General features: G+C 59.0%; 21 protein-coding genes and 1 tRNA gene. 5 read left to right on the top strand and 17 right to left on the bottom strand.

Annotated features, from left to right (window positions below):
• Positions 1-9: 9 nt before the first annotated feature.
• Positions 10-309, top strand: a complete 300-nt coding sequence (gene hpf, locus IC231_RS04615; protein WP_185888716.1) for a ribosome hibernation-promoting factor, HPF/YfiA family — start codon at positions 10-12, stop codon at positions 307-309.
• 82 nt (positions 310-391) lie between these two features.
• Here the strand turns inward: hpf and metK are convergent, their stop codons facing one another.
• On the bottom strand, positions 392-1,654 hold the full coding sequence (metK, locus tag IC231_RS04610) for a methionine adenosyltransferase (protein WP_190783975.1): 1,263 nt from the start codon (positions 1,652-1,654) through the stop codon (positions 392-394).
• A 193-nt stretch (positions 1,655-1,847) separates the two neighbouring features.
• Here metK and IC231_RS04605 point away from each other — a divergent pair, with 193 nt between their 5' ends.
• Entirely contained in the window at positions 1,848-2,675 is an 828-nt protein-coding gene (locus IC231_RS04605) for a phosphatase PAP2 family protein (RefSeq protein ID WP_190783403.1), read from the top strand.
• A gap of 5 nt (positions 2,676-2,680) precedes the next feature.
• Here the strand turns inward: IC231_RS04605 and IC231_RS04600 are convergent, their stop codons facing one another.
• From IC231_RS04600 to rpmH, 10 genes are all read right to left on the bottom strand, one after another.
• Positions 2,681-3,928, bottom strand: a complete 1,248-nt coding sequence (locus IC231_RS04600; protein WP_190783402.1) for a hypothetical protein — start codon at positions 3,926-3,928, stop codon at positions 2,681-2,683.
• A 36-nt stretch (positions 3,929-3,964) separates the two neighbouring features.
• On the bottom strand, positions 3,965-6,448 hold the full coding sequence (locus IC231_RS04595) for a S9 family peptidase (RefSeq protein WP_211538855.1): 2,484 nt from the start codon (positions 6,446-6,448) through the stop codon (positions 3,965-3,967).
• A gap of 75 nt (positions 6,449-6,523) precedes the next feature.
• Positions 6,524-7,156, bottom strand: coding sequence for an HD domain-containing protein (locus tag IC231_RS04590; protein WP_190783401.1), 633 nt, complete (start codon positions 7,154-7,156; stop codon positions 6,524-6,526).
• Between the two features lie 24 nt (positions 7,157-7,180).
• A complete protein-coding gene (locus IC231_RS04585) occupies positions 7,181-8,479 on the bottom strand; it encodes an APC family permease (protein WP_190783400.1) in 1,299 nt (432 codons plus the stop codon).
• A gap of 172 nt (positions 8,480-8,651) precedes the next feature.
• Positions 8,652-9,173 carry a DUF2480 family protein gene (locus IC231_RS04580; RefSeq protein WP_190783399.1) on the bottom strand — a complete coding sequence of 174 codons (522 nt, stop codon included), beginning with the start codon at positions 9,171-9,173 and terminating at the stop codon, positions 8,652-8,654.
• Positions 9,174-9,203: 30 nt separating this feature from the next.
• The gene (gene tsaB / locus IC231_RS04575; RefSeq protein ID WP_190783398.1) at positions 9,204-9,902 is read right to left on the bottom strand and encodes a tRNA (adenosine(37)-N6)-threonylcarbamoyltransferase complex dimerization subunit type 1 TsaB; all 699 of its coding nucleotides are present in this window, start codon (positions 9,900-9,902) and stop codon (positions 9,204-9,206) included.
• A gap of 12 nt (positions 9,903-9,914) precedes the next feature.
• Entirely contained in the window at positions 9,915-10,550 is a 636-nt protein-coding gene (locus IC231_RS04570) for a hypothetical protein (protein ID WP_190783397.1), read from the bottom strand.
• A 69-nt stretch (positions 10,551-10,619) separates the two neighbouring features.
• Positions 10,620-12,311: a S41 family peptidase gene (locus IC231_RS04565; protein ID WP_190783396.1), complete on the bottom strand. Its 1,692-nt coding sequence runs from the start codon at positions 12,309-12,311 to the stop codon at positions 10,620-10,622.
• A gap of 28 nt (positions 12,312-12,339) precedes the next feature.
• Positions 12,340-12,783: a ribonuclease P protein component gene (locus IC231_RS04560; protein WP_211538854.1), complete on the bottom strand. Its 444-nt coding sequence runs from the start codon at positions 12,781-12,783 to the stop codon at positions 12,340-12,342.
• A 16-nt stretch (positions 12,784-12,799) separates the two neighbouring features.
• Positions 12,800-12,958, bottom strand: coding sequence for a 50S ribosomal protein L34 (gene rpmH / locus IC231_RS04555; RefSeq protein WP_044015888.1), 159 nt, complete (start codon positions 12,956-12,958; stop codon positions 12,800-12,802).
• A gap of 242 nt (positions 12,959-13,200) precedes the next feature.
• Between rpmH and IC231_RS04550 the strand changes: the two genes are divergently transcribed.
• Positions 13,201-14,937 (top strand): M61 family metallopeptidase, encoded by a 1,737-nt coding sequence (locus tag IC231_RS04550; protein ID WP_190783395.1) that lies wholly within the window; start codon positions 13,201-13,203, stop codon positions 14,935-14,937.
• 75 nt (positions 14,938-15,012) lie between these two features.
• Positions 15,013-15,777, top strand: coding sequence for a TolB-like translocation protein (locus IC231_RS04545; protein ID WP_190783394.1), 765 nt, complete (start codon positions 15,013-15,015; stop codon positions 15,775-15,777).
• A gap of 64 nt (positions 15,778-15,841) precedes the next feature.
• Here IC231_RS04545 and IC231_RS04540 read toward each other — a convergent pair whose 3' ends face one another.
• From IC231_RS04540 to IC231_RS04530, 3 genes are all read right to left on the bottom strand, one after another.
• Entirely contained in the window at positions 15,842-16,084 is a 243-nt protein-coding gene (locus tag IC231_RS04540; protein ID WP_190783393.1) for a hypothetical protein, read from the bottom strand.
• A gap of 137 nt (positions 16,085-16,221) precedes the next feature.
• Positions 16,222-17,154, bottom strand: a complete 933-nt coding sequence (locus tag IC231_RS04535) for a PfkB family carbohydrate kinase (protein ID WP_190783392.1) — start codon at positions 17,152-17,154, stop codon at positions 16,222-16,224.
• Between the two features lie 203 nt (positions 17,155-17,357).
• Positions 17,358-17,431 (bottom strand) — tRNA-His (locus IC231_RS04530).
• Positions 17,432-17,574: 143 nt separating this feature from the next.
• Here IC231_RS04530 and IC231_RS04525 point away from each other — a divergent pair.
• Positions 17,575-19,005 carry a DEAD/DEAH box helicase gene (locus IC231_RS04525; protein WP_190783391.1) on the top strand — a complete coding sequence of 477 codons (1,431 nt, stop codon included), beginning with the start codon at positions 17,575-17,577 and terminating at the stop codon, positions 19,003-19,005.
• 98 nt (positions 19,006-19,103) lie between these two features.
• Here IC231_RS04525 and IC231_RS04520 read toward each other — a convergent pair whose 3' ends face one another.
• The 3 genes from IC231_RS04520 to IC231_RS04510 form a co-directional block, all read right to left on the bottom strand.
• Positions 19,104-19,562 (bottom strand): hypothetical protein, encoded by a 459-nt coding sequence (locus tag IC231_RS04520; RefSeq protein WP_185888701.1) that lies wholly within the window; start codon positions 19,560-19,562, stop codon positions 19,104-19,106.
• 125 nt (positions 19,563-19,687) lie between these two features.
• Positions 19,688-20,380: a uracil phosphoribosyltransferase gene (gene upp, locus IC231_RS04515; protein ID WP_185888700.1), complete on the bottom strand. Its 693-nt coding sequence runs from the start codon at positions 20,378-20,380 to the stop codon at positions 19,688-19,690.
• Positions 20,368-21,309, bottom strand: a complete 942-nt coding sequence (locus IC231_RS04510; protein ID WP_190783390.1) for a GNAT family N-acetyltransferase — start codon at positions 21,307-21,309, stop codon at positions 20,368-20,370. The genes upp and IC231_RS04510 overlap by 13 nt, the downstream gene beginning before the upstream one ends.
• Positions 21,310-21,725: the final 416 nt, after the last annotated feature.

Raw genomic sequence — 21,725 nt, 5'->3', positions numbered from 1 at the left:
CTACGAACGATGAAAGTACAGATGCATTCGGTGCACTTCGACGCCGACCAAAAACTGCTCGATTTCATCCAGAAACGCCTCGACAAGCTCGAAACCTTTTATGACCGTGTCACGGAAGGTGAAGTGATTCTGAAGCTGAATAATAAAGATGGTATTGCCAACAAAACGGTAGAAGTAAAGCTGTTTGTGCCTGGCGCTACGCTGTTTTCGCAGGAGGATGCACCTTCGTTTGAAGCGGCAGCCGACGCAGCGGCTGACAGCTTGAAACGCCAGATTACGAAGCATAAGGAAAAGCTGCTTACTCACTAGTCTTACTACCTACTACAACAGAAAGCCCCGCCTGATCATCAGGCGGGGCTTTCTGTTGTAACTAACGGTTGCAGATTGGCTCCTACAGGCCAAACTCCGCTTTGATCTTATCGACATAGTCGAGCTTTTCCCAGGTGAAGGTTTCCACGGTACGGGTGTTTCCGTTGGCATCCTGCACCTGCTTGGTGCCGGGCTGGCGGCCCATGTGGCCATAAGCGGCCGATTCGCTGAAAATAGGGTTGCGCAAGCCCAAGCGCTGCACAATAGCATAAGGGCGCAGGTCGAACAGATTCTGTACCTTCTCAGCAATCTGGCCGTCGGTGAGCTTTTCGCCGTGGCCGTTGCTGGCGTTGGTGGTTCCGTAGGTTGTCACGAACACGCCTACCGGCTTCGCTACCCCGATGGCGTAGGCTACCTGTACCAGCACCTGATCGGCAACACCGGCAGCTACCAGGTTTTTGGCAATGTGGCGGGCGGCATACGCGGCCGAACGGTCTACTTTGCTGGAATCCTTACCGGAGAAAGCACCACCGCCGTGGGCACCTTTGCCACCGTAGGTATCCACGATGATCTTGCGGCCGGTGAGGCCAGAGTCGCCGTGAGGGCCTCCGATTACGAACTTGCCGGTAGGGTTGATGTGGTAGATGATAGCATCGGTGAACAAGCCCTGTACCTCGCTGCCCAGCTGTGCCTTCACGCGAGGCACCAATATGGTTTTGATGTCGTGCTCAATCTGCTTGAGCATGGTTTGCTCATCCTGGTCGAACTCATCGTGCTGCGTGCTCACCACAATGGTTTCAATGGCTTCCGGCGTGTTGTCGTCGGCGTAGCGAATGGTCACCTGGCTTTTGGCATCCGGACGCAGGTACGTCATTTCCTTGCCTTCGCGACGGATCTTGGACAGTTCCTGCAGCAAGCGGTGCGACAGATCGAGGGCCAGCGGCATGTAGTTAGCCGTTTCCTTGGTGGCGTACCCGAACATCATGCCTTGGTCGCCGGCGCCCTGCTCTTCGTCGCTGGCGCGCTCCACGCCCTGGTTGATATCAGCCGACTGCTCATGCAGGCGGTTCATGACCTCGCAGGTGTCGGCGTTGAAAAGGTACTCGGGCTTATTGTAGCCGATACGGCGGATAACTTCCCGGATGATGGGCTCCGCCTCTACGTGGGCCTTCGATTTGATTTCGCCGGCAACCAGTGCAAAATCCGTTGTTACGAGCGTTTCGCAAGCTACTTTGGAGGCAGGGTCCTGGCGGAGATACTCGTCGAGGATAGCGTCAGAAATCTGGTCGGCTACTTTATCGGGGTGGCCTTCCGAAACAGATTCGGAAGTGAACAGGTACGGCATCAGCTTGTAAGGTAGAGTACGCAAGGGGCCGGCAGCCCCTGCCCTGCTGTGGTAGCAGGGCTACAAAGCTACTATTTAGTTAGGAGTTGCCGGCTATTCGCGCTGTAGGGAAATGTAGTGGTGAAACCCGGCGGCAGGTCAACCTCCACAATATCTTTTCCGTTGTAGCGCTACTTTCCCTCTCTATTGCCCTATGAAGCAAGTTTCCACTCTCGTGCTGGCGGTTGGTCTGCTGGCCACTGGCTCTCCTGAAGCGTATGCCCAAAAAGCGCCATCTCCCTACCACACCCGTTTTGCCGTAGATGGCCCCATATCAGCGGGCCTGGGGGCGCTCAGTATTACGGGGCTGCTGCTGGTGCAGAAAAAGGACGGTCTAACCGATGATCAGCTGGCTGCCCTAAACAAGAACGACATTCCCAAGTTCGACCGGTTTTCGGCGGGCTACTACAGTGAGCGGGCCCAGACGGCCGGTGACCTGATTGTGTACCCTTCATTGCTGATTGCGCCGGGCCTGTTGGCGCTGGACTCCGATGTGCGCAGCCGTTATGGGCAGGTGCTGGGCCTGTACCTGCAGAGCATGCTGGCCGCCGATGCTACCTTCACCATGACTATTGGCAACGTGACGCGCTACCGGCCGTTTCTGTACGGTACCGAAGGTGGAGGCAGCCGCAACAGCAAGATTTCCACCAACTCGTTCTTTGCAGGCCACACGGCCCATACGGCGGCGGCTACTTTCTTTGCTGCTAAAGTATATCACGATTTCCATCCCGGCTCCAAGGCCGAACCGTTTATCTGGACGGCGGCCACCGTGGTGTCCGTGGCGGAGGCTTATACGCGCCTGGAAGCCGGCAAGCACTTTCTCTCCGATAACCTTTTAGGGCTTGCGGTAGGTGCCACGGCCGGCATTCTGGTGCCGCAGTTGCACAAGAAAACCGGCAACACGTACAGCGTAAGCCCGGTGCAGGGCCTCAATGTGAATGGCTATTCCTACTCCGGACTATCGTTGACCAAGCGGCTCTAGAGGCATCAGGAAAACGGCCCGTACGACAGAACCTGGTAGGCATGCCAGGCTAGTACCGTTACCACCAAGCCTGTTACCACCAAGCAACTGCGCTGGCCCGGCTCTTGCAGGCGGGCCAGCGCAGTTGCGCTCAGGCAGAGCAGCAACGGCTGCAGCGTGAAGGTGAGCCGCTCGTTGTAGTAGCCCAGCACTGCCAGAAAGGCCCCAAACAGCAACAGCAGAAACATGGCATCTGCCACCACTGGCCCCACTGGTTGCCTGCGTTTCCGGGCCGCCAACCACAAAAGCGGTACTGCCAGCAGCCAGCCTATCAGGCCAGACAGCGTGCCGGCAAACTCCAGCAGCTTCTGTCCGACTGTGGTCAGAAATTCTGCGGGAGACGTCTGGGCGGCCTCTGCCAGCCACACCAGTTGGTGGTAGCGCGCCATTTCATGGTTGTAGTACGTTACCCCCCGAAGTTTCAGCAGCAATATCCAGCTGACGGTAGGTAGCAGGAAAAGCAATACCGTGCCGGCGGCTAAACTCCACATCTGTTTCTGTGTCCAGCGCTGGCCTGACTGCCGCCACAAAGCATAAAGCAGCACGGGCAGCACCAGCACAAAATTGCCGTACACGAGCGGCAGCAGTCCGGTAGCCAGTGCCCAACCCAGCCACTGCACCGGGCGCACCGGGCGCGCCGGGCGTTGCCGGAACCGCTCCAGCAGCCACAGGCAAAATAGCGGCGTGAAGAAGCAGAACATCTGCTGGTGTGCGGTCCAGAAGAAGGCCTTCACTATAGGATTGGACACCAGAAACACCAGCAGGCAGCCCAGCGTCAGCAGGTTGCCCGTGCCGTTTGTAAGCGGCGAGTAGAGCCGCGCAAACAGCAGCAATGCCGCCAGCAGCACCCCAAAGTTCAGCAGCACGAAAGCTGGGTAGAAACCAATCAGCGCACGGTCGGACAAGGGCACATCGGGCCCGACGGCGGCCCGTACGCTGGCCTCATCAACCAGACTAGGTAGCACTGCCCACAATGGATACCCAAGGGCCGTACCCAGCAGCACATACAGCGGCCTCGACTGGCGTTCTTCATTCTGCTGAAGCAGCCGGCCGGGTTCCTCAGCCGCCTGAATGTAGCCGTAGGAGTCTTTGTTGAGAATAAACCCGGTCTGTTCGCCCAACGGTATATAGAGCCCCCAGAACTCATCGGACGTTTGGGGTGGCGGCGAAAACAGAAACGACAAGGCACTGCCCAGAATCAGGGCAGTCAGCACAAGGATACGTCTGGGAAGGCGAGCCGGCATTACGCGCTAATGGGTGCCGCTGCCGGTGCCACCTCCCACTATGGGCTCAGCCGGCTTCAGGTTGGTTTCAAACAGCTTCAGGATGCGCTTGTACTCGTCGGTCCAGGAGGAAGGCTCCACAAAGCCGTGGTCTTCCACGGGGTACACGGCCAGCTCCCAGTTATCCTTTTTCAGCTCGATAAGCCGCTGCGAAAGGCGCACGATGTCTTGGAAATGCACGTTCGTATCGACCATGCCGTGGCACATGAGCAGCGCCCCTTTCAGGCCGCTAGCGTAGTTGATGGGCGAGGAGCGGGCGTAGGCCAGTGAGTCGTTGTAGGGCTCGTTGAGGATGTTGTCGGTGTAGCCGTGGTTGTAGTGCGCCCAGTCCGTGACGGAGCGCAGGGCCGCGCCGGCCCGAAATACGTCGGGCTGCGTGAACATGGCCATGAGCGTGATAAAGCCGCCGTAGCTACCGCCGTAGATGCCGATGCGCTGCGCGCTGACGCCGTACTTTTCGGTGAGCATTTTTGCGCCGTCCACGTGGTCGGTGAGGTCTTTGCCACCCATGTAGCGGTAGATGCCGGTGCGCACGTCGCGGCCGTACCCGGCCGAGCCCCGGTAGTCGATATCGAGCACCGTGTAGCCTTTCTCAACCAGCAGGTTGTGGAACATGTATTCGCGGGAATACTGGCTCCACCATTTGTGCGCGTTTTGCAGGTAGCCGGCGCCGTGTACAAAAATGACGGCCGGGCCCTGCGCCACGGCATTGGCAGGCCGGTAGAGGCGGGCGTACACGTCAGCCCCGTCGCGGGCCTTGATGGTCACGATTTCCGGGTCGCGCCAGGGGTAGCTTTCAAACTCCGGCGTAGTGCTGTGGGTGAGCTGCCGCATTTTGGCCCCGGCCTTATTGTCCATCACGAACAGCTCCCAGGGCTTGTTGGCGTAGCTGTAGCGCACGGCCAACGTTTTGCCATCAGGAGACACAGTCACTTCATTGGCGCCGGCGCGGCTGGTAATCTGCTGCATTGGGCCGCCTTCCAAGCGCATGTGGTAAAACTGCTGCTCGCCGGGGTGCGTGGCGTTGGCCGTCAGGTACCACGTCTTGTTGTCGCGGCTGAGCTGGGCTTTCTGGATTTCAAACTTGCCGCTGGTCAGGGCTTTTTTCTGCCCGCTGGTTACGTCTACAGTGTAGAGGTGGGAGTAGCCGGTTTCCTCGCTCTGGAACCACACGCGGCGGTTGTCGGGCAGCCAGCCCACGTTGCCAGCGCCGTAGCCAATGCCCGGACCGTTGATCCAGGCCTCGTCGCGCTGGCGGTCCAGCAACGTGATTTTCTGGGCGGCCGGGTCCAGGGCCACAATCCAGCGGTCCTTATTATCAGTGGAGCGCACCACCAGAAACGCCCGCTGCCCGTCCTCGGACCAGAACGGCCCGAACGGCTGCACGCGGCGCAGTTCGTTGGCAGGCTTTTCCTTTTTGGCCGTGGCCGCTGCCTTAGCCGAGTCGGCGGGCATGGGCGCTTTGGCAGGCATCTGGTATTCCTTGCGGTAGGCAGGCTGCTCATCGAGGCCTTTCAACTCCCGATAACCCAGTACGAATGTCGTGTCGCGCGCCACGTCGTACATACCCAGTTCGTAGGCGGTCTGGGGCGCGCCCACTTTGGTGCGAGTCGAAATGTCCTCGGTGAAGCCGGAGGCCGTCACGAAGCTGGGCACCAGTGCTACCTTCTCGCTGGAAGGCTCCTGCATCAGCGTGTAGGTCACGTAGCGGCCATCGGGGCTGAGCTGCAGGTTGTCTATCTGCTGCTGGCCGATGTAAATGGCCTTGGGACGCAGCTTGGCTAAGGCTTTCTGCTGCCGCTCCCGCGCCTGCCGGTCCTGGTCTTTCTGCCGAATTACGTCGAACAAAGCCAGCTGCTGGGCCCGCAGGTAGCGCTCCGACTTATCGTTGGGCTGACCGTTGCCGGGCTTGCTGCCTTTGCGGAAGTCGGTGCGCTGAGTGGTTTCGCCAGTAGCCGGGTCCCAGGTGTAGAGGTTCTGGCTGCGCACGTAGCTTACCAGTTTGCCCCGCAGCGCAAAGTTCGGCTCGGTTTCGCGCTCCGCGGTGTTCGTGATGCGGCGTGTTTTCTGGGTTTTCAGGTCCAGCAGATAAATGTCGCCTTCTTTCTCGTAAACCTTACGCGTGTAGGCCGCATCATATTCGCCGGTGCTAGCAGGCAACGTGCGCTGCTCACGCCAGCTTATTTTGCGCGGCGCCGCGGTTCCCGTCGGAGCCACCTGATACAGGGAGTCGCGGCGGTTTTTGTCGGGGTTCCAGCTGAAGTAGATGCGGCGGCCGTCCTCGCCCCAATACACGTTGGAAGGCGCCGTGCCCAGCCACTGCGCCGGGTCGCGCATGATTTTATCAACCGTTAGCGGAGCCAGGGCGCCCGTTGGCACGGTAGCGGGAGTTTGAGCAAGTGCAGGCACTGAAATGGCCAGCATCAGCCCTAGAAAGCGGAAAGAGTGCATCAACAAAGCTACAATAGGCGAGGAAACAACAGCGCAAAGACACGGTTTGCCGCTACGCGTTGCTAGAGTTTCTGTCTACAGCTCCCGTAGCTCCTGCTGCAGATTGTGGCGGGCGGCAGCTTCCAGACGGGTGTGGTAGTCGGCGGTGCGGTACAGGGCGGGCGCGGCCAGCATCTTTTCCAGCACCTTGCGGCGGCCCCGGCGGTACAAAATGCCGGGTACCATCCGGTATTCCTGGCGCACCTGCCGGGCGTATTCCTGGTACCGGGCTTCCGGCGCGCCCAGAATACTCAGATCAGTGTCGAGGAAAAACAGCAGGTCAGCATCATCGGGCGGCTGGGGCAAGGTGTGGTCTTTGGTGCGCTCGATTATGAAAATCACCCGATCCTGCCGCGCCGCCGAAAGTGACGTGGCGACCAGAAACTCCCGGGCCAGCTCGGCGCTTTTCTCTTCATTGTCGGAGCGTAGCGGCTCATACACGGCATCATGAAACCAGACGGCCAGCTCTACCACCACCAAATCCTGCAGCTGGATGGCGGCAGTATCAGTAGCTTCCAGCAGCGCCTGAATGTGCGTGAGCGTGTGGTAGTGCCGGCCAGGCGCCTGATAGGCAGCTACCAACTGCTCCAGCATAGCGGCTCGAGGGCCTTCATCCGGGAGCAGCGGAGACGTGAGGCGGTGCCACCGGGCAGCGAGGGAAGCAAGCATAGCAGAACAGTGAAAAGAACAGGATCAGGCTCGACGGCGGCTCAGCGCATACGGTACCAGGCCCGCCAGCACCGTCAGCAGGCCGTAGAGGGATTCGGTGGGCTTGTCGTGGATGATAAACCAGAGCGTCCAGGCGCTGAGGGCCAGAAACAGCAGCGGCGTGACGGGGTAGCCCCAGGCGCGGTAGGGCCGCGGCAGAGTCGGCTGCCGCCAGCGCAGCACAAACAGCCCCAGCACCGTCAGAAACGTGAACAGGTTGAGCACGAAACCGGCGTAGAGCAGCACTTGCTCGAAGGTAGCCGTGACGATGAACAGCAGCGTGAGGCCCGTTTGCAGCAGCATGGCCCGCACCGGAATGCCCGCCGGACTCAGGTGCGCCAGCGGCCGGAGCGGCGGCAAATCTTCGCCCATCACCTGCACGATGCGCGGGCCGGCAAAAATCATGGCGCTGATAGTGGACACCAGAAGGGCGGCAATCAGGCCGCCCATGAGCCGGCCGCCCTCCACCCCGAATAGCTGCGTGCCCGCAATAAAGCCCACTTCGGCCTGCCCTTCCAGCTGGTTGAGCGGCGTCGAATACAGAAATACGAAGTTGAGGGCCACATACAGCGCCATGACCAGCGCGGTGCCCGTGAGCAGAATGCGCGGCAGGGTGCGCTGCGGCTCGTGCACTTCGCCAGTGGCATACACGGCCGCGTTCCAGCCCGAATAAGCATACGACACGAACACCAACGACACCGCAAACGCCGGACTCAGCAGCTCCTGCGCCGCCAGCTTCGTGGGCGCAAACGACAGCGGCTGCGGTACTGCCACCACCAGCCCCACCCCGATAAAGGCCACCAGCACCAGCACTTTCACGGCCGTCACGAGTACCTGCAGGCGGCTACCGGCCTGGCGGCTGGTGGCATGCACCGCCGTAAGGGCCAGCACCACAGCCACCGGCAGCAACAGTGGCGGCAGGCCCGGCCACACGCTGCCCGCGTATTTGCCCAGCGCCATAGCCGCCAGCGCCGTGGGCGCCGCAAACCCCACCGTAGCCGACACCCACCCCGACAAAAATCCCACGGCCGGATGGTAGATGCACGACAGATAGTGATACTCGCCGCCCGAGCGGGGCAGCGCCGCCGCCAGCTCACCGTAGCTCAGCGCCCCGCACAAGGCCACCACGCCACCCACGGCCCACAGCATCAGCAGCGCAAAGCCGGATTTGATATCCACTACCTGAAACCCGAGACTGGTGAAAACTCCCGTCCCGACCATGTTGGCCACCACAATGGATATACCGGTCAGAACGCTGATTTTGTAGGGAGAAGCCTGGGGCATGGAGAAAATGATTTCGCGGCCAAAGATGCACAAACCCATCCTACGAATAGGTTTTGTGCTGCTGCAGGTAGCTTATAGGCCTGCCTGGATTGCTTTCAGTACAGCCACAGACGCACGACGGCCCGGCAGATACACTGCCGGGCCTCCCTATACTCTGGCAAGCTATGAAACGCTATGCCGCGCTGGTTTTGGGGCGCTTGTAGAGCGGCACGGTGCTGCACGGCTCGCCATACATCACGCTGCTCACTACGGGCAGCAGTTTTTGCATAATAGCCACGTAGGCGTAGGTGGGCACTTCTTTTTCGCCGCAGCCTTTCACCACCACTTTCGCGTCGCGGTACTGCTCGGCGTCGATGGCGGCAATGGCTTCCTGGAACAGCTCCTGCTCCAGTGCTTCCAGGCTGCCGAACACGTAGCGGTGAGCGTGGCCCTGCAGCTTGGAGGCCAGCAGCATGTAGGCCCAAGTCGGCACAATGGCATCAGCGGAGCAGATGATAGCCACGTTTTTGCCATCGTACTGGCTCCAGTCGTGGGTTTTCACGAATTCGCGCAGGTCCTTTTCACGCAGCATCAGGCCATGAAACAGGTTGTCCTTGATGTCATACACGACCCGCTCGCCGGGGTGCAGCAGCTCCTCCAGGTTCAGCGACGTGAGGGCGCTGGTGGCGACGCGGTTGATGAGGATATCTTCCATGTTATTGGGTGGCATTGCGCCGTTGCGGCACTACTTCGCTTTCGGGGTAGTGGTGTACACTTCTTTCATATAAAATGGCTCGTAGTAGGCCACATCCCGGAACTCAGCCCGCTTGTAAGCTTCTACTGCCATTGCCCCCACGGCTACCGCCGAGGGCTCGATGCCAGCCAGAAACCCTACGGTAAACTGGTCCTGAACAAGCGGCCGGAACTTGGCCGCGCCGTTTCCGAAGCATAACAAGCGGTGGTGGGCCATTTGTTCGGCCAGCGCCGTTTCATCGAGAATCAGGGGCGTGGGAGCCAGCACCTCCGTCCCATCGGGGCGGTAGAGGGCGGTGTAGACTTCCATGCGGCGCGCGTCCAGCATGGGGCACAGCAGCAGGTTTTCGGTGGGCACGGTAACAGCGGCTACCTGTCGGGCCAGCGCCGCCAGCGTATTCACGGCTATCAGTGGAATGTCCAGCGCGTAGCACAGGCCCTTGGCGGCAGCCGCTCCAATCCGCAGCCCCGTGTAGGAGCCCGGCCCGTCGCTCACGGCCACGGCCGCTACATCCTGTAGCGTGTGCAGCGTGTTTTCCAGCAGCTGGCTGATAAGCACACTTAGGTGTGACGAATGTGACTTTTCCAGCCGCAGCTCCGACTGCCCTACCAATGCCCCATCGTCCAGCCGGTGCAGCGCCACGGAGCAAACAGGCGAAGAGGTTTCGAGGGAGAGAATGAGGTGGGGCATGAAATAGTGCGTTTATTCAGCTACAAAGTTCGGGTTACGGCTGATATAATCCTCTAGTATCTCTTCTAGCTCAAAATCATGCTCATCTTCATCAAATTCTTCAACAAAGCTGGTCAACTCTTCAGAGGTGAATATCGGACTAATCAGCACTTCGTACACGCCTGCCTCTAGTAGAGCCTGCAATATGTATTTGTAATTGCCTGTAATCTCCTCAATGCATTCATTGAGGCCGTTATCGCAACTCCACAACTCGTAACGAGTGACAGTTTGCGCCTCTATCGATGTTAGAAACCATTCCAATGCATATTGATTTTCAGACCACGACGTCGTATGGTCGCGGAAGCGCCACATAAAACCATTCCTAAAATCAGAAACATCTACCAACTGCTCTTGAAAAGCTGGTATCCCCCATATGTCGCACCACTCTTCGAACCACTCCTTCGTGGCCCGTCCCTGAATTTGCTGCCAAATAAAACTAGCGCGACTCATTGCCGATCCTGATTTTATAACCGTAAGTCGTTCGGCCAAGGCGAGGGCCTTACTTTGGTCGAGTGTCAGGTCAGCTAAAACCGTGTCATCCTGAATAGCTTGTTCAATAACTGACTGTCTACTCAGCATTGCGGTGAGATACTGATGTCTGTCTTCCATTGAGCGGATTAAATAAAAAAGCAGGCCCGAAGAACCTGCTTTTTATTGACTAAGCCGTATCACTATGTTTTACTTGGCCGTACCCGCCCCCTTCGTGGCGCTGGCGGCATGGCCACCAGGCTTAAGCAAGGCAGCGTAGCGGTTGGGGTCGTTGAGCACATTCACGGCCATCAGGATGTTGGGGTCGTCGTCGAAGGTGGCTTCAATCTGGCCCTTCTGGAAGTAGTAGCGCGACACGATTTCCTGCTCCAGCAAATCCTTGATTTCGGGCTTGAAGCGGGTCAGGTCGTTGCTTTTGTTGGTGCTCACCTTGCGGCGCATAGCTTCCAACTCGGTTTTCACATCATCGTAGTGCTTCTCGTCTTTTACCTTTTTGGTGAGGTCGGTAAGGGCCTTTTCGGCGTTGGTGCTGTAGCTTATGTCCTTACCCTTCAGGTAGTCAGTAAACTTCGCGTACTCAGCATCAGTGAGCTTAAACTGCCGGGCCGGCGCAATGCTTTGGTGCTCGGAACGGTAGCGGGTAGCATAGTCGAAGAGGTAGCTTTTTTGCAGCAGCACCCGCGTGATGTCCGCAATTTCCCGCTCCTGTACTTCCACGTCAGGCGCCACGCCGCCGCCGTCGTACACGGTACGGCCGGCCTGCGTTTTGAAGGCCGTGCGCAACGAGTCCGGCACCTTACCCAGCGTACCATCGTCGGCGCGGTGTGCGTAGTCGATTTCCTGGATGCAGCGGCCGCTCGGGATATAGTATTTGGCCGTTGTTACCTTCAGCTGCGAGTTGTAGCTCAAGGGCCGGGTAGCCTGTACAAGGCCCTTGCCAAACGTCCGCTCTCCCACCACCACGGCACGGTCATAGTCCTGCAGCACCCCTGATACGATTTCGGAGGCTGAAGCCGAACGGTTGCTTGTGATGATTACGACGGGAATCTGAGTATCAAGCGGCACGTCCAGCGCCTTATACGTCTTGTTCCAGTCCGACACCTTGCCTTTGGTGCTCACGATGTCGAGGCCTTTATCCACAAACAGATTGGCAATATTCACCGACTCGTTGAGCAGGCCACCCGGATTGTCGCGGATATCAAACACGATTTTCTTGGCCCCCTGCTCCTTGAGCTTGGTGAGAGCCATCCGCACTTCTTTGCCGGCGTCTACCGTGAAGCCCGACAGCTGGAAGTAGCCAATATCGGTGGTGAGCATGCCGTAATACGGCACATTATCCACCTGAATCTTGTCGCGGGTAATGTCGATGGCGACTGGTGCATCTTGGCCGTAGCGGGTCACCATCAGCTTCACCTGCGAGTTGGCCTGCCCCTTCAGCAGCTTGCTGATATCGGCATTATTCTTCTTCTCAACATTCACATTGTTGATAGTCAGAATCTCGTCGCCGGGTAGCAGACCGGCTTTCTGAGCCGGATAGCCTTCATAGGCAGCCTGCACTACGGTCTTGCCGTTGCGCTTCACCACCACCGCCCCAATGCCGCCATACTGGCCCGTCGTCATGGTCCGGAAATCCTCAATGTCGTCTTCCGGAATGTAGTTGGTATACGGATCCAGCGACTTGAGCATGGCATCGATACCTGTTTTTACCAGCTTGGCTGGCGGCACCTCGTCCACGTAGTAGGTATTCACCTCTTTGAAAAGGGTGGCGAAAATGTCCAGGTTTTTGGCGATTTCGAAGTATCGCTCGTTGTCGGAGCGAAAGGAAACCAGAAGCGCAGCCCCACCAAGGAGGGTACCGGCCAGTATAGACTTGTTGCGCATAGACAGGGAAAGGAGCAGATAAACGACCCTACAAAGCAGACACTTCCCCGGCTTGCGGGGTTGCGTCGGTCAGCAAACGCTCCAGCCCTGAAATTAATTTTTTTTCAACCAGCGTGAAAGGCTTTTTTTCTTTGCCGGTGTAGATAATTGCCAAAAGCCCGACAGCATGGCCACTTTCGGCTTCTGTCAGGCGGTACTTGTTGAGGCGGTAAGCCTCGCGCAATAGGCGCTTGAGATAGTTGCGGTCTACGGCGCGCTTGAAACTGCGTTTGCTCACGCTGACCAGCACTTGCGGCGGGGCCGCGGTGCGCACCTCAGCCGGCAGCCAAACTAGCCGCAACGGGTATAAACCAAAAGAAGAACCCCGGCCGAAAAGCTCTTCTATGAGCTTTTTGCGGCACAAGTGTTCTTCTTTCGGAAACGAGTAGGAGCGCTCCACCGGCATCGGAGACGATTCGGAGGGCACGGCCACAGCCGTCGACAGCGGTTTAGCGCTTATGACGGCCTTCGTCGGATACGGTCAGGCGCTTGCGGCCTTTGGCACGGCGGCGGGCCAGCACGCTGCGGCCGTTAGCGGATTCCATGCGGGTGCGGAACCCGTGCTTGTTGCGGCGCTTACGCTGCGAGGGCTGAAAAGTACGTTTCATGGTATGTCTGGTGACTCAATTACAGGTAGGGCCGGCAAAGGTAAGAGCTTGAGTTGGAAAAGACAAAGCCTCGCCCGCCTTTTTCCGGGCCAAGCAACCGACATGTGCTGAAAATTCAGGGCGTTGGCGTCAGATGAAGCGGCAGTTTTACCGTACCAAACCCTACATACTATCCGCTTTTTTCGGCTGGATAGCCGTACCTTCGCAGCAGGTTTGCCGCCGCTCCGCCCCTATTTCCGGCTATGATTCACTACTACGTCTCGTTTGAGAACCCGCTTACGTTTTACGTGCAGCTGCATATGACCTTCGAGGTGCCCGCCGCGGGCCCCGAAACAGTGGAACTGCAACTGCCGGCGTGGCGGCCGGGGCGCTACGAGTTGCAGAACTTCGCCCAGAAGATTCAGCGGGTGGAGGTAGTGGATGCAGCTTCGCAGGACGTTTTGCCTACCCGTAAGCTCACCAAGGACCGGTGGGAAGTAGCATCGGCGAAGGGCCGGACGGTGCAGGTGCGCTACAACTTCTATGCGCACCAGATGGATGCCGGCGGCTCCTGGCTCGATGAAACGCAACTCTACCTGAATCCGGTGCAGGGCTTTATGTACGTGGAAGGCCGACAGCACGAACCCTGCCAGGTACAGCTGCAGCTGCCCGATGGCTGGCAGCTGGCGTGTGGCTTGCCCCAGAGCGGACCTAACACCTTGCAGGCCCAGAGTTTCGACCACCTCGCTGATTCGCCCCTGATTGCCAGCCCCACGCTCCAGTACCGCAACTATGAGGTGCAGGGCCTACCCTTCTACATCTGGATTCAGGGCGAGTGCGCCCCAGACTGGCAGCGGCTGGTGACGGATTTTCGGGCTTTCAGCCAAGAGCAGCTGGCACTGTTTGGCTCGTTTCCGGCGCAGGACTACCATTTCCTCAACCAGATCCTGCCCTATAAGCACTACCACGGCGTAGAACACCTCAACTCCACGGTTATCACGCTGGGCCCGGCCGAACTGCTGATGACCGAAGGCCTGTATAAGGAGCTGCTGGGAGTCAGCTGCCACGAATTGTTTCACGCCTGGAATATTAAGAGCATCCGGCCCGCCGAGATGCAGCCGTACGATTACTCCAAGGAAAACTACTTCCGCACCTGCTTCATAGCGGAGGGTATCACGACGTACTACGGCGAGTATCTGCTGGCCCGCGCCCAAGTGCGTACCGCTGAGCAGTATTTTGCGGAACTGAACACCGTGCTGCGCAAGCACTACGACGACTACGGCCGCCACCATCTTTCTCTGGCCGATGCCAGCATGGACCTGTGGCTAGACGGCTACAAGCCCGGCATTCCGGACCGCAAAGTATCGGTTTATCATAAAGGGGCGCTGGTGGCGCTGCTGCTCGACCTCACGCTGCGCCGCCTTTCCCAGCACCAGCGCAGCCTCGATGATGTGATGCGCCGCCTGTGGGAAGAGTTCGGCAAAACCGGCATTGGTTATACTGAGGACGACTACCGCCGCATTGTAATGGACGTGGCCGGGCGCGACATGACGGCCTATTTTGACAAGTTCATTTATGGCACGGCGCCGCTGGAAGAGCCGCTGGATAAGGCGCTGAGCTTTGTAGGCTGCACGCTGCGCATCGAGGAAAACATGTCGGCTTCGGAAGGCCTATTCGGCTTCCGAACGGTGGTGAAAAACGAGCGGACGGAAGTCACGGACATTCTGCCCGGCTCCCCAGCCGCTGCGGCTTTCACTGTAGATGATGAGATAGTGGCCGTGAACGGGCGCCGCGTGGACATGAACCTGCAGAGCTTGCTTTCCAGCAGCCCCGAGCATCACTATGAAGTCAGTGTATTCCGCCAGAACCGGCTGCTAACCGTGCCGCTGACGGCGCAGGAAGGCCAGCGGTTCTGGCAGAAGATTACCATCGAAAAGCTCCCGGAGGCTACTGCCGAGCAGCAGGCCAGTTTTAAGAGCTGGATAAAGCAGGAATTCTAAGCGCGGCGTTTTATCTCTACTCCCATGTTCCGGCTTCGCGCACTAGTAGTGGTTTTGCCACTGGCAGTGCTTTTGTTGAGTTGTTCCTTCCGCGGCCCCACCGAGCGGAGCCAGCCCGGCGTACCCGTAATGGCACCCACGCCCCGGCTGCCCCGGCCGCAGCCGCCGCGCATCTACCGTCTCGGCCACCTCGATACGCTGGTCCAGGTGCCCGGCCGCGTCCTCCCGATTCATCAGGCGTCGCGCGGGGTGTATGAGCGGCTGCCGCAGCCGCTGGTGCTGCCTGCTGTACCTGCCTCTGCCGAAGAAGAGGAGGCCTTCGATTTTGCGGCCGAAGAACGACAGCGCCTGCGTACTGCCGGCAAAACGGTGCGCCGCAGCGGTAATACGCTCTGGCTATATCCCAGCAAGGCCAAGCCGCTGCAATTGCGCAACAACCCGACGGAAAACCCCGATGCCAACGTCGGCTACGAATACCTATCCAGCCTGCCCACTATTCATCAATGGCTGGTATCGGTACACTTGTATGAAGGTGGCTATTTCATGCTGGTTGACCAGCGCACTGGCCGCCGCACCCGCATCTGGAGCCCACCGGCTGTTGCGCCCGATGGCCGGCATTTCGTATGTGGCAATTCCGATGTGCTGGCCCGCTACGAGCCCAGCGGCCTGCAGCTCTGGTCGGTGGATGGCACCACGCTCCGGCTGCTTTGGGAACGGCAAACCGAGTGGGGCTGCACCCAGCCCCGCTGGCTCGACAACAAAACCATTCTCTTCGAGCAAGACTTCTTCGACAACGGCGACGTAGACACTCGCGTGGTGCGCCTCACGGTGGTTCCGTAGTAATTTCATTGCACAAAAAAGCCCCGCCAGATATTCTGACGGGGCTTTTTTGTCGCTTAGATGGTTAGTCAGCTTTGCGGCCGGGACCTTTGCCGTTGCCGTCAACCGACATGGGCTTATTGCCCTGGGGGTTGTTGCGGATGGGCGGAATATTATTGTCGCCGGAGGAATTGCCATCGGTCGTGTTGCCGTGCGTGGATACGTTGCTCACGTTCGGGTTCTGGACTTGCGTGCTTTTCTTTTTGGTATTGGCAGCCGGATTGACAGAAGTTTGGTCATTCGTCAGGTCAGTTTGTTTCTTGCTCATGCTCATGGCCGTGGGGATTTACTGGTGAACAGATACTCCTTGTACCGCCCAGCCGGCCGCGGGGTTGCGCAAAATATGGGCAACAAAAAGCCCCGAACCTGACGGCCGGGGCTTTCCAGTACGAATTCAGCAGACAACTACGACGCAGCAACGGCCGCCGGGGCCACGGCCACCAGGTCGGCAAACTGCTGTTCGCGGGTTTCAATTTCTTCCTGTGTCAGGTGCAGCAGGCGCTCCGTGCCGAACTTTTCTACGCAGAACGAGGCCATAGCCGAACCGTGAATCACGGCGCGCTTCATGTTCTCGAAGCTAATGTCGTCGGTGGCGGCGAGGTGGCCGATGAAGCCGCCTGCAAACGTGTCGCCGGCACCGGTCGGGTCGAATACTTCCTCTAGCGGCAGCGCCGGCGCGAAGAAGATCTGCTTCTTATCGAAGAGCAGCGCGCCATGCTCGCCTTTCTTGATAATCAGGTATTTGGGACCCATTTCCAGGATAATCTTGGCGGCCTTCACCAGTGAGTGCTGGCCCGAAAGCTGACGGGCTTCCTCGTCGTTAATGCTGAGCACGTCCACCATTTCGATGGTCGTTTTCAACTCGTCCAGCGCAATGTCCATCCAGAAGTTCATCGTGTCCATCACGATAAGCTTGGGCCGGTTGACGAGGCGCTGAATCACGAGGCGCTGGATCTGGGGTGTCAGGTTGCCCAGCATCAGGTACTTGCAATCCTGGTACGAATCGGGAATAACCGGGTCGAAATCGGCCAGTACGTTGAGCTCCGTTACCAGCGTTTCACGCGAGTTCAGGTCGTTGGCATATTTGCCCGACCAGAAAAACGACTTTTCGCCCTGCTTGATCTGTAGGCCCTCCGTATCGGCGCCATGCTGCTGGAGCAGGTCAATGTCCGACTGCGGAAAGTCGTCACCGACGACGGCTACCAGTTTTACCGGCTTCACGGAATAGCTCGCCGACAGTGAAATGTAGGTAGCAGCGCCACCAATGATTTTGTCGGTTTTGCCAAAAGGCGTTTCCAGCGCGTCGAACGCCACGGACCCGATAACGACCAGACTCATATGTAGAGAGGAAAAAGGTGATTCATATTGTATGCTACTGCTCAGCAACGCTGCAAATATCCAAATCCTCCCGCAGTCGGACAGATATTGTTGCGGCAGACTGCCAAACCCGGCTTTCTACGGTGCCGCGAACAGGCAGCCAGGAAAGCGGGCAGCGCAAAGAAAAAGGCCTCATACGTTACGTTTGAGGCCTTTTCAGGGAGGGTAAATAATGGGGCTCGAACCCACGACCTTCGGAATCACAATCCGACGCTCTAACCAGCTGAGCTATATCTACCATGTATGCTATGGAGCAACAAAAGTAGTGCTCAATAACAGATTTACAAACTCTGAAGGGTATTTTTTTCCGCGAAGATGCGAGCTACTGCCGGTGCCCGTCAGCATTCCCCGTACCTTTGTAGTTCGTAATACCCTTTTAGCATGTCTGATACGCCGCAGCCCCTCGCCTTCTCCGATTTCAAGATTAACAAGCAACTGCTTACGGCAGTGGCTGAGGCCGGTTTTACGGAACCTACGCCCGTGCAGCAGCAGACCATTCCGCTCCTGCTGGCCGGCCACGATGTGCTGGGCATTGCGCAGACGGGCACCGGCAAAACGGCTGCCTTCGGGCTGCCGCTGCTCATGAAGGTGAAATACGCGCAGGGCACTCATCCGCGCGGCCTGGTGCTGGCTCCTACCCGTGAGCTGGCCATGCAGTTGGAAAGCCACTTCAAGAAACTGGCCGTCAACACCGACCTGCGCATTTTTGCCATCTATGGCGGGCTGGGACCAAAGACCCAGATTGAAACTATCGCCCAAGGCGTCGATATCCTGATTGCCACACCAGGCCGCCTGCTGGAACTCTACTTGCGCGGTGACTTGGTGCTGAAAGAGCTGAAAACGCTGGTGATGGACGAGGCTGATAAGATGATGGACATGGGTTTCATGCCCCAGATCCGGCGCATTCTGGAAGTTATTCCGAGCAAGCGGCAGAACGTGCTGTTCTCGGCCACCATGCCCGATAAGGTAACGGTGCTGAGCGAAGAGTTTCTGGAGTTTCCGGTACGGGTGGAAGTAACGCCGGCCGCTACCTCGGCCCAGACCGTAACCCAGCAGCTGTATGAGGTGCCCAATCTGCTCACCAAAATCAACCTGCTTGAGTATCTGTTCCTCGATTGGGACACCTTCCAGCGGGTTCTGATTTTTACGCGCACCAAAGAGCACGCCGACAACGTAGCCAGCTTCCTGCAGCGCAAAGCCCACGGCGAGGTACGCGTCATTCACGGCAACAAAGGCCAGAACGTGCGCATCAACGCCATGGAAGCCTTCAAGGCCGGCGAAATCCGGTTTCTGGTAGCTACCGATGTGGCAGCCCGCGGCATTGACGTTCCTCAGGTAAGCCACGTCATCAACTTCGATGTGCCGTTGGTGTACGACGACTACGTGCACCGCATCGGGCGCACGGGCCGGGCCCAGCACACCGGTGCGGCCATCACCTTCGCCAACGAGGCCGAAATGCACCACATGCAGCGCATTTCGGAGCTGATCCGGCAGGAAATCCCGCTGGTGCCGCTGCCGCCGGAAGTAACGGTGATGCCGACCATGTTTGAGGAACAGCAGGACATGGACCGCGAGAAGGACGAGCGTCGCAAGCGCGAAGACCCGGAGTTCAAGGGCGCTTTTCATGAGCGCAAAGAGTGGATCAAGCCCGGTGTGACCATCGATAAGCGTACCGGCCGTCCCTTCGTGGTGGGCCCTACCCGCAGCACCAAAGGCAGCAAGGCCAACGCCACCAAAGGCAGTGACTCGCGCCCCGGCACCAAAGCTGTGAAGGCCGCTCGTGCCAAGGCCCGCACCCGGCGCAATAAGTAGCATACTGGCGTGCAAGCCTTCATCAGTAAGCAAAAAGGCCTCGCTCGCGCGAGGCCTTTTTGATTTAGAGCCGATGATAAAACACGCGCCGCTGAATTTTAGCGGTAGTGGTCGAAGATGGGCAAGTGGCTGAACTTAACGGCCAATAACGTAAAAGCAGCTCCCCAAAGCACAGCACTCCAGAGCATATGCAGCATGATGCGCCAGCGCGGCACGTGCAATTGCGTGGCAATGACAGTACCGCCAATAGGGCTGAACAGAATGGGTGTCAGGAAGGCAATGCCGGCCATCCCGAAGCGCCGGAAGATGCCCACAATACGGCGACTCTTGCGGCTAAAGAGGGGCTTACCCTTGGCTTCACGCTTGCGGCGCTGATGCAGGGCCCACATTTTGCCCACGCTCGAAATCAGCACCACCGTTGTCATCATGCCCGCCACCGACAGCACCCAGATAAGGCCCACAGGCAGCCCGGCTGCAATACCGGCTACTGGCGCAGCCACGAACTTGACCATGCCCAGCAGAAAGACAGACGCGTATTTGAGAAGTTGAGGCAGCACGACAGACAACAGCAGGGGTGGAACAGGCAACAGGGTGGAGCCTAAAACTACAAAGAACCCAGCGGCAAGTCAGGTTATCAAATAAGGTTGGCCCGCAAAAATGCGTTCCAAACCGGAGCGCAGCTTTAGAGCTTGCTACCGTACGATAGGTCGCCAGCGTCGCCGAGGCCCGGCACGATGTAGGCGTGTTCGTTGAGCTTTTCGTCGATGGCAGCTACCCAAAGCGTAGCTTCCGGAATTTCGCGCGTGACATGCGCCACGCCTTCCGGCGAGGCTATAACAGCGGCAATGTGCACCTGCCGTGGCGTGCCGAAGCGCAGCATAGCCCGGTAGGTTTGCACCAGCGACTTGCCCGAGGCCAGCATCGGGTCTACTAGAATCAATACCCGTTCGTCCAGGCTCGGAGCCGATAGGTAATCGACCTGCACCTGCACCTGCGAGGTGCCTTCGATGCGGTAAGCAGCCACAAACGCACTCGGCGACTGATCGAAGTAGTTGAGAAAGCCCTGGTGAAACGGCAGGCCGGCACGCAGCACGGTAGCCAGCACCGGAAAATCGTGCAGGTGCAGGCTTCGCGACTCGCCCAGCGGCGTTTTCACGGCTTTTTCCACGTAGCTCAGCTGCGAGCTGATGCGGTAAGCCATGATTTCGCCGAGGCGCTGCAGGTTGCGGCGGAACCGTAGCGAGTCGCGCTGCACCTCCACGTCGCGCAATTCGGCGAGGAAATGATTGGCCACCGAAGGCTCGGCACATACGACGTGGACGCGGCTTTCGGGAGCAGCGGCAGAGTCAGCGGAAGGAGAAATCAGCGCATCCATTGCAGGTACCAGGGACGTTGGGTGAAGGAAAGAGCCGCGTAGGGCACGGGCGTGGCCCCGAAATTGGCAAAAAAACGGGCAATAGACGGTATCATGCCGCCTTCAAAATCCAGAACCAGCCCAACGGTGCCGGCGTGCTGCCGAATTACATGGTCGAGCAGCAGCAGTGGCGCGCCGGCTTTCCGGCCCGCCGGCGAGGCGGCCGCAAACAAATACACCAGCCGCGTGCGGTAGCGCACAAACAACGCCCCGGCCAGTAGCTCCCCGGTTTCGGGGCTTCGCACAGCCAGCGGCAGCGCCTGCCCGTGCTGCTTTAGGGCAGCATATAGTGTGCGTAGCTGCTGATAATGCTTGTCTTTGAGGCCGGCCGCTTCGCCGCTGTGCTGCCGGAACAGAGCCAGCATTTCTTCTACAGAACTCATAGCGGCCACTGTCAGGGGCACGGGCAGCTGGGCGTTCAGGCGCAGGCGGCGGCGGTAGTCAGCGGCGTAGCCAGCGTGCAGCGTGGCGTAGCTGGCTGCTAGCGGCAGCTGGTAGGTGAGGCGCTCAGCTAACTGGAAACCGGTCGGCGCGGCCGCCAACTCCTGCTCGGTGTGCAGCTGCAAATAAAACCGGGGGTAGTGCCCGCGTAGCAGCGGCAGAAAATCCAGCAACTCAGCATGGCCGCTGGCGGCCGTAGTCAGCAGGCCCAGCTGCTGCGTGAAGGCCGGCTGCTGCACCTCACGGCCCCATGGCCGGTGGCGCACCGGCAGCGGCAGCACCGCCCGGTACTCACCCGGCGCGCCGGGCTCCACCACGGCATCCCAGCGGCCGGCCGTGGCGGTTAGCCACCAGCTCTGGGCGTAGGGCACCACCTGCCGGGCCTGCGCCACACAGGCATCCCAGGCAGCCAGATCCAGTTGATGATGACGCAGCAGTTGCAGTGGCATGGCCTAAAGGTACGGGGCCCGCCGCGTAGGCCGCATACCCCGGCCCCGCCCCGCCCGCCTCAGCTCCCAAAGCCCTTCTGCTAGCACCCGAAGCTGCCTCCCTACCTCCCGAACCGGCTGCGGCCGCTACTAAAGCCCCACCCATAGCAACCGAAGCCCTTCCCGTAGCTCCCGAAGCCCCGCCGCTAGCTCCCGAAGCTGTTTCTGTAGCTCCCGAAGGTCTTTCCCCTAGCTATTTCCGGTGCTTCGGGCGGTGCAGTTGCTGTTTCGGGGGTAGCGTGAGGCGCTTTGGGCGGGGGCGCAGCTGCACACGTTGCCCCCGCAGCCGCTGCGGCCTCCCCCGGTCCGACGGCTGCCGCTGTCGGACCGGAGAGTCTGAGTGTTGCAGCAACTGCGTAGGTTTGCGACCCGGCCGG

This window comes from Hymenobacter duratus, from assembly GCF_014698995.1.
Taxonomy (GTDB): domain Bacteria; phylum Bacteroidota; class Bacteroidia; order Cytophagales; family Hymenobacteraceae; genus Hymenobacter; species Hymenobacter duratus.
Note: the sequence above shows the minus strand (reverse complement) of the source record. Positions and strands in the feature narration are given on the sequence as shown.

Excerpts from the sequence above, each read along its gene's own strand:
- hpf (WP_185888716.1), top strand. The coding sequence starts at position 10 with ATGAAAGTACAGATGCATTCGGTGCACTTCGACGCCGACCAAAAACTG.
- metK (WP_190783975.1), bottom strand. The coding sequence starts at position 1,654 with ATGCCGTACCTGTTCACTTCCGAATCTGTTTCGGAAGGCCACCCCGAT.
- IC231_RS04605 (WP_190783403.1), top strand. The coding sequence starts at position 1,848 with ATGAAGCAAGTTTCCACTCTCGTGCTGGCGGTTGGTCTGCTGGCCACT.
- IC231_RS04595 (WP_211538855.1), bottom strand. The coding sequence starts at position 6,448 with ATGCACTCTTTCCGCTTTCTAGGGCTGATGCTGGCCATTTCAGTGCCT.
- IC231_RS04590 (WP_190783401.1), bottom strand. The coding sequence starts at position 7,156 with ATGCTTGCTTCCCTCGCTGCCCGGTGGCACCGCCTCACGTCTCCGCTG.
- IC231_RS04585 (WP_190783400.1), bottom strand. The coding sequence starts at position 8,479 with ATGCCCCAGGCTTCTCCCTACAAAATCAGCGTTCTGACCGGTATATCC.
- IC231_RS04580 (WP_190783399.1), bottom strand. The coding sequence starts at position 9,173 with ATGGAAGATATCCTCATCAACCGCGTCGCCACCAGCGCCCTCACGTCG.
- tsaB (WP_190783398.1), bottom strand. The coding sequence starts at position 9,902 with ATGCCCCACCTCATTCTCTCCCTCGAAACCTCTTCGCCTGTTTGCTCC.
- IC231_RS04570 (WP_190783397.1), bottom strand. The coding sequence starts at position 10,550 with ATGGAAGACAGACATCAGTATCTCACCGCAATGCTGAGTAGACAGTCA.
- IC231_RS04565 (WP_190783396.1), bottom strand. The coding sequence starts at position 12,311 with ATGCGCAACAAGTCTATACTGGCCGGTACCCTCCTTGGTGGGGCTGCG.
- rpmH (WP_044015888.1), bottom strand. The coding sequence starts at position 12,958 with ATGAAACGTACTTTTCAGCCCTCGCAGCGTAAGCGCCGCAACAAGCAC.
- IC231_RS04550 (WP_190783395.1), top strand. The coding sequence starts at position 13,201 with ATGATTCACTACTACGTCTCGTTTGAGAACCCGCTTACGTTTTACGTG.
- IC231_RS04540 (WP_190783393.1), bottom strand. The coding sequence starts at position 16,084 with ATGAGCAAGAAACAAACTGACCTGACGAATGACCAAACTTCTGTCAAT.
- IC231_RS04535 (WP_190783392.1), bottom strand. The coding sequence starts at position 17,154 with ATGAGTCTGGTCGTTATCGGGTCCGTGGCGTTCGACGCGCTGGAAACG.
- IC231_RS04525 (WP_190783391.1), top strand. The coding sequence starts at position 17,575 with ATGTCTGATACGCCGCAGCCCCTCGCCTTCTCCGATTTCAAGATTAAC.
- upp (WP_185888700.1), bottom strand. The coding sequence starts at position 20,380 with ATGGATGCGCTGATTTCTCCTTCCGCTGACTCTGCCGCTGCTCCCGAA.
- IC231_RS04510 (WP_190783390.1), bottom strand. The coding sequence starts at position 21,309 with ATGCCACTGCAACTGCTGCGTCATCATCAACTGGATCTGGCTGCCTGG.